The organism is Burkholderia perseverans (assembly GCF_022870505.1).
Lineage (GTDB): Bacteria > Pseudomonadota > Gammaproteobacteria > Burkholderiales > Burkholderiaceae > Burkholderia > Burkholderia plantarii.
On sequence record NZ_CP045093.1, the window covers coordinates 444,140 to 455,458 of the forward strand.

Annotated in this window: 9 protein-coding genes; 2 read left to right on the forward strand and 7 right to left on the reverse strand. The window is 71.0% G+C overall.

The window, feature by feature from the left end; all coding sequences use genetic code 11:
• The 7 genes from BpN12_RS01895 to BpN12_RS01925 all read right to left on the reverse strand — a co-directional run bounded on the left by BpN12_RS01895 (position 1) and on the right by BpN12_RS01925 (position 7,766).
• Complete coding sequence (locus BpN12_RS01895) at positions 1-1,062, reverse strand: PLP-dependent cysteine synthase family protein (RefSeq protein WP_246793589.1); 1,062 nt, start codon at positions 1,060-1,062, stop codon at positions 1-3.
• 8 nt (positions 1,063-1,070) lie between these two features.
• A complete protein-coding gene (locus BpN12_RS01900) occupies positions 1,071-1,850 on the reverse strand; it encodes a class I SAM-dependent methyltransferase (RefSeq protein WP_246793590.1) in 780 nt (259 codons plus the stop codon).
• 14 nt (positions 1,851-1,864) lie between these two features.
• Positions 1,865-3,454, reverse strand: coding sequence for a carbamoyltransferase C-terminal domain-containing protein (locus BpN12_RS01905; protein WP_246793591.1), 1,590 nt, complete (start codon positions 3,452-3,454; stop codon positions 1,865-1,867).
• Positions 3,451-4,227, reverse strand: a complete 777-nt coding sequence (locus BpN12_RS01910; RefSeq protein WP_246793592.1) for an alpha/beta fold hydrolase — start codon at positions 4,225-4,227, stop codon at positions 3,451-3,453. Before BpN12_RS01910 ends, BpN12_RS01905 begins: the two co-directional genes overlap by 4 nt.
• On the reverse strand, positions 4,224-5,441 hold the full coding sequence (locus BpN12_RS01915; protein WP_246793593.1) for an LLM class flavin-dependent oxidoreductase: 1,218 nt from the start codon (positions 5,439-5,441) through the stop codon (positions 4,224-4,226). Before BpN12_RS01915 ends, BpN12_RS01910 begins: the two co-directional genes overlap by 4 nt.
• Positions 5,438-6,592: a M29 family metallopeptidase gene (locus BpN12_RS01920; protein ID WP_246793594.1), complete on the reverse strand. Its 1,155-nt coding sequence runs from the start codon at positions 6,590-6,592 to the stop codon at positions 5,438-5,440. Before BpN12_RS01920 ends, BpN12_RS01915 begins: the two co-directional genes overlap by 4 nt.
• Before the next feature lie 94 nt (positions 6,593-6,686).
• The gene (locus BpN12_RS01925; RefSeq protein WP_246793595.1) at positions 6,687-7,766 is read right to left on the reverse strand and encodes a phytanoyl-CoA dioxygenase family protein; all 1,080 of its coding nucleotides are present in this window, start codon (positions 7,764-7,766) and stop codon (positions 6,687-6,689) included.
• Positions 7,767-8,003: 237 nt separating this feature from the next.
• Between BpN12_RS01925 and BpN12_RS01930 the strand changes: the two genes are divergently transcribed.
• Positions 8,004-9,926 carry an ABC transporter ATP-binding protein gene (locus BpN12_RS01930; protein WP_246793596.1) on the forward strand — a complete coding sequence of 641 codons (1,923 nt, stop codon included), beginning with the start codon at positions 8,004-8,006 and terminating at the stop codon, positions 9,924-9,926.
• Between the two features lie 74 nt (positions 9,927-10,000).
• Positions 10,001-11,314 carry a radical SAM protein gene (locus BpN12_RS01935; RefSeq protein WP_246793597.1) on the forward strand — a complete coding sequence of 438 codons (1,314 nt, stop codon included), beginning with the start codon at positions 10,001-10,003 and terminating at the stop codon, positions 11,312-11,314.
• Positions 11,315-11,319 lie beyond the last annotated feature (5 nt).

The following is an 11,319-nucleotide window of genomic DNA, read 5'->3' on the forward strand; positions in this document are numbered from 1 at the left end:
TCAGTCAGCGGTCAGCCCGCGTGCCTCGCACCAGGCCGGATCGAAGAAGGTGTTCAGGTACGGCCGCGCGCCGTCGGGCAGCAGCGCGACCACGTTGCGCCCGCGCGCGGTGGCGGGCGCCGTTGCGCAGTAGCGCAGCGCCGCCGCCACGATGCAGCCCGACGACGGCCCGGCGAGCATGCCCTCGCGCTCGAACAGCCGCTGGCTGACCGCGCGCGATTCGGCGTCGGCGATCTCGAACACGCGGTCGACGTCGGCGAGGCTCGCCACCACGGGCACCTCGTCGTTGCCGACGCCTTCCACGAGGCTGCCGCGAAACGCGGCCGTGCGCGCGTGCCATGCGGCCGAGAACGCGCTGCCGGGCGGCTCGGCCAGCACGATCTCGACGCCGGGGTTCTGTTCCTTGAGAAAGCGCGCCACGCCATGCAGCGTGCCGCCGGTGCCGGCGCCGCACACCAGCGCGTCGATCCGGCCATCGCTTTGCCGCCATAGTTCGCGGCCGAGCCCGGCATAGGCGCTCTGCCAGTTCATCGGGTTGCCGAACTGGTTCGCGAACCAGCCGCCGGGGATCTCGCGAGCGAGGCGCCGCGCGGTGGCGGTGCCCGATTCGGGATGGTCGGCGGGCAGGCCGGGGCTGACCAGATGCACGGTGGCGCCGCAGGCGCGCAGCAGGTTGATCTTGTCGGGCGTGGTGGTGCGCGCGACCACCAGCACCACGCGGTAGCCGAGGATTGCGCCGACCGTGGCGAGCCCGACGCCGGTGTTGCCCGAGGTGGTCTCGATCACGGTGCCGCCGGGCGCGAGCAGGCCGCGGCGCGCGGCTTCGGTCAGCAGCGTGCGCGCGAGCCGGTCCTTGATCGAGCCGCCCGGATTCATGAACTCGCACTTGCCGTGCAGGCGGTTGGCGTGCGGCTCCGGCGCCGGTGCGAGCCGCGCGAGCCGCACCAGCGGCGTGTCGCCGATCGCCTCGGCCAGCGACGCGAGCGCGCCCGGCATCAGCCCGGCATCGGGCGCGTCATGGGGCGCGGGAAGGCTTGCTGGCAGGCTCGTCGGTTGGTCCATGCGGCGGCTCACGAGGCGGCGCGCGCCGCCGGCTTGGCGAGCAGATGGAAGCCGAGGCTCCACGGCACGGTGACGCGGCCGTCGGCGTGGCGCACGGGGCTCAGCCAGTGCTCGACCAGCGGCGCCAGCTCGGCCAGCCCGATCTCCAGCCCGAGCAGTCGCATGATGTACGAGAGCGCGGCACCCGCATCGCTGAACTGCCAGTCGGTGGCGCGGCGCTGGCTCCAGCGGTGGAGCATCCCGGCGCGATCGCAGAGCAACTGCATGAACGCGCGATCGAGGAACTCGACCTCGTGGCCGGTGCGACAGTGATGCTGGACCACGTGGTCGAAGAAGCGCTGCGCCGGCGTGCCGAAATCGACGTCCACGATCAGCAGCTCGGCGTTCGGCTTCAGCACGCGGCGGATTTCGTCGAGAGCGACCTTCTTGTTCTGCACGTGGTGGAAGCTCGCCATCGAGAACACCAGGTCCACCGAATCGTCGGGCAGGTCGATTTGCGACGGCGTGGCCACCAGCTTGCGCATGCCGGCCAGCGGCTGCAGATGCGCGAGCATGTGGGGCGACGGATCGCAGGCGATCAACTCGCCGCCGGGCGCGAGCTGTTCGAGCAGGGCCGGCGTGGCGAAGCCGGAGCCGGCGCCCAGCTCGACGATGCGCCGCACCGGCGGGCGGCGGCGCTCGGCCAGCGCCCAGCACGCCGCTTCCAGTTCGGCGGCGCGCGCATACGGCGAGGCGCGCATCGCGCCTTCGTAATCGACGGCGCGCTGGAGATCGAATTCAACGAACATGATGGGATTCCCGGTCAGGTCGACTTGATCAGCAGGCGGTCGCCGACGCACAGCGCGTCGAGCGCCACCTCGTGATAGAACGCCTCGCTCTGCGCGGCGGTGGAGAAAATCGGACTGCCGCCGGCATTCAGCGAGGTGTTGAGCAGCACCGGCACGCCGGTGCGCGCCTCGAACGCGCGCAGCAGCGCGGCGAACGGCTCGTGCTCGGTGCCGGGGCCGTCGGCCACGGTCTGCACGCGCGCGGTGCCGTCCTCGTGGACGATCGCGGCGAGCTGCTCGCGCCGCTCGGGCCGCACGTCGATGGCGCGCAGCATGTAGCGGCTCGAGCCGCTCATCTCGAACCACTCGCCGGCCCGGCTTTCCAGCACGCTCGGCGCATACGGGCGCCAGCGCTCGCGCAGCTTCACGCGCGTGTTGAGGATTTCCTTGGCGTCGGCGATGCGCGGGTCCATCAGGATCGAGCGATGGCCGAGCGCGCGCGGCCCGAGTTCGCCGCGGCCCTGGTGCCAGGCCACGATCTTGCCGGCCGCGAGCAGCTCGGCCACCCGTTCGATGGTGTGCGGCGACGGCGTTGCCTCGACCGGATCGTCCTGCCAGTAGGGGAAGCCGCCGGTCGGGAACAGCGGCTGGTCGAGCTGGATGCGCAGCAGCTCCAGGCAGCCGAGCGACAGGCCGCCGTCGTAGGCATGCGGCGGGATCGCGAGCAGCGGGAAGTGGCGCGCCAGCAGCTCGTTGCAGACCACGTTCTGCGCGCAGCCGCCGGCGTAGAGGAGGGTGTCCTCGGCGCGGCAGTGGCGCTGGAAGAAGCGCAGCACGTATCCGGCCACGCCGTGATGGATGGTGGCGAGCCAGTCGCGGAACGAGGGGTTGTCGAACGAGAAGAAGTCGTTGCCGGCGCGCGGCACCCAGCGCCGCGCGACCGCATCGACCACGATCTGCGGGTCCGCCTCGGGAATCGCGCCGCGCCACGGCACGGCGCGGATCAGGTCGTAGATCGCGTGGTCGGCGATCGCGTCGAAGTCGATGCCGTTCAGGTAATCGTGATCGACGCTGCCGTAGGCCTGCGCGCCCATCACCTTGCCGACCAGATCCTCGAGGCCGCCGGACAGCTTCATCAGCATGCCGATCTTTTCGAACAGCATGCCGAACGAGCGGTTGCCGGTGCTGAACACGAGTTCGGGCGTCTTCGAGCCGGGCGCGCGAATCACCGATTGCGAATTGCCGTTGTCGCCGTTGCCGTCGAGCGCGACGCCGACCGCCGCCTCGGCCACCGGCAGCAGCGGCCAGCCGCTCAGCACGTGCGCGTAATGGTGGTCGACGCACCAGGTCGGCGTGTCGCCGAAGCGCGGCAGCACCGGGCGGCTGCGCTCGAACAGCTGGTTCGGCGCGCAGCTGCCGAGCCCGTTGCGCTGGCCGTCCGAGAACGCCACCGCATCGACGCGGTCGAGGCCCCATTCGGCGCAGGTCCGCTCGACGAATTCGAGCGTGGCGCGGTGATGCTTGATGCCGGTGGCGCGCTCCGACTTCGCATAACGCACGCGGCCGTCGATCCAGGCGGCAACGTTGCTGTCGTGACGGCCCAGATAGAACGAGACGAAGTTCATTCGGTACTCCGGTTGGTGGGCGTGAGCCCGGCGATGAACGCGTGGATGGCGGCGGCCGTGGCGTCGGGGCGTTCGTGCATCGGCAGGTGGCCGCAGTCGGGAACGATCGCGAGCGCGGCCTGGCCGGCCGGCAGCCGTTCGACGAAGGCCTGCGCGTAGGCGGGCGGCGTGAAGCGGTCCTGCGCGCCGGCGATCACCAGCACGCGCCGCTGCAGATGCGGCAGCCGGTGGCGCAGGCCGTGCTCGGCGAACGGCCAGGCGATCCGGCTCAGCGCGTTCATGCCGCGCGCCGGCCAATGTGCCTGCATGCGCCGCGCGTCGGGATGCGCCGGGTCGTGCCAGAGCAGGCCGGTGGCCGCGGCCGGACCGAGCGCGAGCAGGTTGGCGAGCGGCTGCGCGTCGAGCCAGAGGCCGAGCGGCGAGATCAGTACGAGCGGGGCGGTAGGGGCCGAGTCGAGGCCGTCGAGGCAGGCCAGTTCGGCCGCGAGCATCGCGCCGAGGCCGTGCGCGATCAGGAGCGGGGGCGTGGTGGCCATCTCCGCAGCCTCGTCGCGAAGCTGGCGCAGCTGGCGCGCGCAGGCGACGAGCACGTCGAGCAGCGGGTTGGCGCCGGCCTGCGTCTGCATCGCCAGCTCGCCGGCGGCCATCACCGGCACCGGCCGCGAGGACAGCGCATGCAGGAAGCGTTCGGGCACCAGCGGATCGGCGCCGCCGAGGTAGCGCGCCGCGAGGGACGGCGGCACGGTGGAGAGGGCGGACGAAGTCGAGCTCATGGCGTGGGGGCTCCGGCGATCGCGCGCGGCGTCCAGCGATCCTCATGCTCGTCGTGCAGGTCGCGCAGTTGCGGCATCACCTGCGTCGCGAACAGCCGCGCGTTCTTTTCGGTCAGCTCGGCCGACAGCGTGCCGACCTGCAGGATGCCGATCAGGTGGCCGATCCGGCAGCGCGAGGCGAGGTCGCGCAGCGCCGCCGTCACGGTGGCCGGGCTGCCCGCGATCACCTGGCCGCGCGCGACGTAGTCGGCATAACGCAGCGGGCCGCGCGGCTCGGGCTTCGAGTCGGCTCGCGCATCGGGCTTTGCATCGGCGGACGGCTTCGGCGCCGGCGTGTCGCTGACCGGTACATGCGCGAACATCGGCGTGACGGCGGTGACGGTGCCGAAGAAATGCTCGACGGCCTCGGCGTAGTCGGCCTCGGCCGACGCGTCGGTCTCGCTCACGCAGATCACCTGCGCGAGCGCGAACCGGTACGGGTTGTCGTCCCAGCCGTTGGCATGCACGGCGGACCAGTAGCCGTCGAGGAACGCCACCGTCTTCTGCGTGCCGCCGAACGACAGGTAGCAGTAGCAGTAATCCTCGCGCGCGGCGATCGCCCAGGTGTCGTGGCTGCCGGTGCCGGGCAGCCAGATCGGCGGGCGCGGCTGCTGCAGCGGGCGCGGCCACGGGTTCACGTGGGCCAGCCGGGTGTAGGCGCCGGCGAAAGCGAACGGCGCGTCGGCGGCCCAGGCCGCGCGGATCAGCCGGTGCGCCTCGGCCCAGCGCTCGCGCAGCTCGCCGGGCGCGACGCCGCCCGCGAAGCAGGCATCCATCGGCGTGCCGAACACGAAGCCGGCCACCAGCCGGCCGTTCGACAGCACGTCGATCACCGCCAGCTCCTCGGCCACGCGCGTGGGCGGGTTGTATAGCGGCAGGCTGTTGCCGAGCACCACGATCGCGGCGCGGCGCGTCTCGCGCGCGAGGATCGCCGCGAACAGGTTCGGCGAGGGGCTGACCGAGCCGGCGTATTGATGGTGCTCGTTGACCACCAGTCCGTCGAAGCCCAGTTCGCTCGCGAGCCGGTAGCCGCGCAGCGTGTCGTCGTAGAGCGCGGCGACCCGGGCCGGATCGCAGTGGCGGCGCGGCGGCGTCACCCACATGCCGCCGTCGCGGGCGCCCGCTTCCTCGGCGAGGCCCGGATACGTGAATTCGACGAACCAGTGGAATTTCATTGCGTGACGGCGCGGTTGTCGAGCAGGTCGAGCATCAGCGGCGAGGCGACGTAGTTCTCGATCAGCACATCGGTGCGGTCCTTGCGGACCAGGCGCACCTGCGCGCCGATCTCGGGCGTCCTGCCGAGGTTGTAGAGGTGATCGTCGTGGGTGGCGTTGCGCGCGTGCTTGAACGCCTCCGGGCCGATGTAGCCGCCCAGGTGGTCGCAGCGCCCGGTCGCGAGATGGAAGGTGCCGAAGATCTTCTCGTCCTGGATGCCGGTGCCGGTGACGGGCAGCCGCGAGGTGCCGAGACCGAACTCGCAGATCACGGCGGTGGCGGGATCGTCGCGGAAGCGCTGCAGGCCCTCGGCCAGCGTGTCGGCGCTGCCGTCGAGCAGCGTGCCGTCGACGATGCTGCCTTCCACCACGCGCAGCGCGGCGAGCGTGCCGTCCTCGAACTTGTGCGGAAAGGTGCCGCTCGCGCTCTTCGGCAGGAAATACACCTCGCCGTCGGGCAGGTTCTCGACGTTGCGCTGGCCCGGCGGGCAGCGTCCGCAGCTCTTGCCGGCGTGGCGCCCGCCGATCTCGATGTCGAGCCGGAACTGCTGCGTGCCGTAGAAGAAATCGATCTCGGCGCGCTCGGCTGGCGAGAGCGCGACGCGAATCCGGTTGGTGTCCTCGCCGACCTTGCGGTAGTCGAGGCACAGGCCGCTTTGCATCACGTCGCGGTTGATGCCGTGCATGGTGGCGGCGCGAAAGCCGATCCGGCGCGCCAGCGCGAGCAGCGGCGCGGTGGCCGAATGCGTGGACAGGCACAGCAGGATCGAATGCCCCTCGCAGATCTCCTTGACGAAATCGACCACGCGGCCGTCCGGCGTCACGGCCTGCGCGGGCAGCTCGGCGTTGCTGCCCGACACGGTCCGGTAGGCGTACAGGTCGACCGCGCCGAGCTTCAGCTGCTCGGCGACGCCGGCGCGCAGCGGCTGGTAGAACTCGTCGTGCGCGAGCGCCTGCAGCTCGAAGGCGGGATCGCCGAGATAGCGGAAATTCTCGACCAGCGACGGGTCGGGCAGGTCGATCAGGATCGCGAGCCGTTCGCCGGGCTCGGGCTCGAAGCAGCTTTCGAGGAGGCGATAGAGGTCGAAGGTCGGGAAGGTGAGATCGGTCATGGCGGGGTTCCGGGTTGAAATGGGTGGATCGATATGCGGCGCGAAACGTGGCTCGGCATGCGGCCTGGAATGCGGCCCGAAGCGCGGCGCCGGCTCAGTCCGGCTGGCGCGGCGTGCGGCGCAGTTCGTGGCCGATGAAGCTGATGCAGGCGCCGAACCAGCGCCGCACGAACCGCCGGCTGCCGGCCCACGAGCCGCGCACCAGCGCCCGCGAGCCGTGGCTGCCGGCCACGCGCGCGTAGCGCAGCAGATGCCGCGCGCGCGGCGACAGCGCGTCGAACACGTGCTGCTCGATCGGCCGCCGATAGTCGCGGTCGCTCTGCACGCTTTCCTCGACGATGCGGCCGAGCAGGTTGCCGAGATTGAGCAGGCGCTGGTTGGCGATCGCGCCGCCGCTCGCACCGCTCGCGCCGCGCCCGGCCTTGCGCACGCGCTCGGCGAGCCAGACGCCGGCGCGCGCGAGCCATGCATGGGGCGCCGGCCCGGGCTGGACGTAATAGAGCGAGAGCATCGGCCGCGACGCGTCGGAGCGGTTCGCGGTGCCGCGATGCAGCAGCCGGTGGTCGCGCAGCACGAAGCTGCCGGCGCGGTTGGTCAGCCGCTGCGAGCGGCGCGTGGCCGAGATGTGGCGCGCCTCGTCGGCGGCAATGAAACACGGCTGCGTGTCGAACCGGCCGCCGCAGTGCGTGCCGGGCCAGATCTCGGTCGGCCCGTTGTGCTCGGTGACGTCCACCAGCGGGACATTCAGCGCGATGCTGAAGCGCGTGAAATCCTGGTGCGCGCCCTGGAAGCCGGCGCCGGGCAGCGGCGTGTCGGAGGCGATCAGGTAGCAGACCGCGTCGGGGCCGATCAGCCGGTCGACGATCGCCATCACGCGCGGATCGTTGAACAGGCGCTCGTCGAACAGCGGCCCGTGCGACGGCAGGTGCATGTTCCAGCGGTTCAGGTCGTGGTTGCCGCCCTTGGGCTTGAAGTCGTTGAGCACCGCGTCGTTGCGGTCGAGCAGCGCCTGGTCGGCGGCCACGCCGTGCAGGCCGAAGCGGCGCATCTTCGCGTCGAGCAGCGCCAGATAGTGCTCGCGCAGCGTGTCGAGTTCGCGCGGGCTGAACGGGCTGTCGAACGTGCAATGGCCGTCGGCCACGAACCGCTCCAGTGCGGATGAATCGGAGTCCATATCAGTGGATACCGGGTTCGATGCCGCGTCGGCCCATCGCGCATGCATTTCCATGGTCGTTCATTCCTTGTCGGTCCGATCCGCGGATCGAGTACCGGACGAAGAGTGTCACGAGCGGGGCGCCGCGCGCACCTATAAACCTTGAGAGGTTGAACGGCGCGCCGCCGCTGTCCTACTCTGGAAGCCTTCCGCCGGCCTGCGGGCTTCGGCGTGTCGTCACTTCAAGGAGCGGACCCGATGCCGGAGCGGAACCAGCGCGATACCGATCCGCCCCTGGCCTGGCCGGCGCGCGACGCCCGCCCGCCGCGCGGCGAGCCCGGGCCGCTGAGCGTGGCCGGCTTCCTGCGCGGCCAGCTGCTGGAGGCATGGCGGCCGCTGAGCGGCGCGATCACCGGCCAGCTCGTGTTCGTGCTGGTGGCGATGGCCACCACGCGCATGATCGGCAACGCGATGGAGGCGGCCAGCCACGGCGCCCAGTCGCTCGGCGCGCTGTGTACGCGCTTCGCGCTGATCGCCGCGCTGCTGCTGCTCGGCATCTGCGTGCGCCGCTATGCCGATCGCGCGGTGATGGACCATATCCTCACGGTGTCGTGCGCGATCGTGCAGCAGGGCTACGAGCGCGCCGAGGAGAGCCGCAGCGAGGCCGGCGCGCTCGGCGGCCCGGCCGGCCAGGATCGCAGCGGCGCGACCGTGCGCAAGATCCTGCGCGCGCGCCAGAACTACGACGTGCTGGTGAGCAGCTGCTACTTCTCGCTGCTGCCCGCCGCGCTCGGCATCCCGTTCGCGATCGGCGTGACCGCGCTCGACAGCTGGCCCGGCGCGCTCGCGATGCTGGTCTGCCTGACGCCGATGCTGTTCGCCACCGCGCTGTTCGGCCGGCGCCACGTCACGCCGCTGCTGCGCGAGTCGGCACGGCTCGACAGCCGGCTCTCGGCGGAGCTGTCCGACGTGCTCGGCAACCACGCCACGGTGACGAGCTGGGACACGCATCACTACGAGACCGGCCGCCTGCAGCGCCTGAGCGAATGCTGGCGCGAGCGCACCGCGCCGGCCTGGGGCCGGCTGGTGGACAACGCGATGCTGCAGAACGCGCTGTCGGCGGTGACGCTGGTGGTGCCGCTCGCGGTGGTGGCCGCCGAGCTGCTGGCGCGGCACGGCAACATCGCCGCGGCCACCACGGTGGTGGGCGCCTCGTTCGTGCTGCGCAGCTCGCTCGGCACGTTCGGCAAGGCGGTGCGCGACGTCCACACCTCGCTGTCCGACCTGCACGAGTACGTCGATCTGCTGAACGTCTCGCAACCGGCCGTCGCGCAGCGCGAACTCGCGGCGTTCCGCGCCGCCGAGATGCGGATCCGCTTCGACGCGGTGGACTTCCATTACCCGGGGCGCCGCGAGAGCGGGGTGCGCGCGCTCGACGTGGCGATCGAACCGAACCAGACGGTCGGCGTGGTGGGCAGCTCCGGCAGCGGCAAGACCACCTTCCTGAAGCTGATTCTCGGCATCCACGTGGCGAGCGCGGGCCGCGTGACGGTGGACGGCCAGGACGTCGCGCAGATGCGGCGCGGCAGCCTGCGCCGGCACATCGCGCTGGTCGCGCAGGACACGCCGATGTTCCAGCGCACGCTGCTGGAGAACCTGACCTACGGCATCGGCCACGTGCGCCGCAAGACGATCGACGCCGTGGTGCGCGCGGTGGGGCTCGACGTGCTGGTTGCGTCGCTGCCCGACGGCTACGCGACGATGGTGGGCGAGCGCGGCGCGAGCCTGTCGGGCGGCGAGCGGCAGCGCGTGGCGATCGCGCGCGCGCTGCTGTCGAACCGCCGGCTGCTGATCTTCGACGAGGCCACCGCGAACCTCGACATCGTCACCGAGGCGCGCGCGCAGGCGGCGATCGAGCGCTTCGCGGCCGGGCGCACCTGCATCATCGTCGCGCATCGGCTCTCGACGGTCCGGCATGCCGATCGCATCCTCGTGTTCAGCGAAGGCCGCATCGTCGCCGACGGCAGCCACGACGAACTGGTGCGGCGCGGCGATCCGGCCTACCGGCGCCTGCTGGGCGAGCTGCACGGCGCGCCGCCGCGCGAGGCGCGGTCCGAAACACCGCTTGAAACGCCGTTCGAATCGCCGTTCGAGACACCACCGACGGGCCTGCCAGGCTAGCCGGCCCGGCCCCTTCTTCCGCGCGGCACGGCCGGCGCGTTCCCGACACTTCCCAGGCAACAGGAACCCACACCATGCAGGTACAAGTCGAATCGCTGGAACCCACGCTGTTTCGCTACACGCGCCGCTATCCGGACGTGCCGCCGGAAGTGATCCTGAAGGAAGACCTGCTGCGGCTCGGCCTGCAGATCAACCGCGACGCGCTCGCGCTGCTGCGCGGCTGCCGCACGCAGGCCTACTTCCTGTTCTCGTACAACATGTCGTCGGTCGATGCGCTTGGCGAGGACATCAGCGCGCTCGCGCCCGAGGACATCTCGTTCCTCGGCGGACCGCTCGCGCTCCGGCGCACCTCGGTGCGCGTGGTGCTGTCGGCGAAGTCGCCGTACCAGCTCTGCGAGGCGGACGGCAAGCTCGCGATCTGCGAGAACGGCGAGCTGCTGGCCGAAGTCGCGCTGCCGTCGAAGCCGCCTTACTACGGCAACCTGTTCGACGACGGCACGCGCTACGAGCAGGTGGTGCCGCTGCTCTACAACCACTACGCGTTCGTGACGACGTTCCGGGTCTGCCACTACTGGGGCGACAAGGAGGAGTGCAAGTTCTGCGACATCAACGAGCACGTGCGCCAGCTGCGCCGGCAGTCGGGCGACCACGTGCTGGCCGAGCCGGTCAAGGAACAGGACAAGGTAGTGGCCGCGATCCGCGCGATGTACGAGGAGACGTCGCCCGAATTCCGGCTCGTGACGGTGCTGATGACGAGCGGTTCGATCCTGCGCAAGGTGCGCGGCGGCGCCGGCAACCCGACCGACTTCAACCTGCCCTACGTGGAAGGAATTCGCGCCGCGATCGGCAACCAGACGCCGATCGTGCTGATCACCGAATCGCAGCCGATCGAGCAGGTCAGGCGGCTGCACCGCGCCGGCGTGACGAGCCACAACGCGAACCTGGAGGTGTGGGACCGCGAGCTGTTCGAGGTGATCGCGCCGGGCAAGCAGAAATACGTCGGCTACGACCGCTGGCTGCACAACCTCTACGACGCGGTGACGGTGATGGGCGAGGGCAACGTGAGCCCGAACATGGTGTCCGGCATCGAGATGGTCCAGCCGTGGGGCTTCAAGTCCGTGCCGGACGCGGTGGCGTCGGCGCGCGAGGGCTTCGAGACGCTGATGTCCCACGGGGTCGTGCCGCATCTCGACACCTGGTGCATCGAGCCGGGCTCGCGGCTGGAAGGGCATCCGCCGCCGCCGCTCGATTTCCTCGTGCAGGCCGACATCGCCTGGTACGAGACCTGGCGCAAGTACAACCTGCCGCCGTTCTCGGGCTACGGCCCGATGGGCGCGCCGGGCTGCGCGATCTACGGCAACAGCGCGTCGGTCGACATGGGGGGCTGACGCGA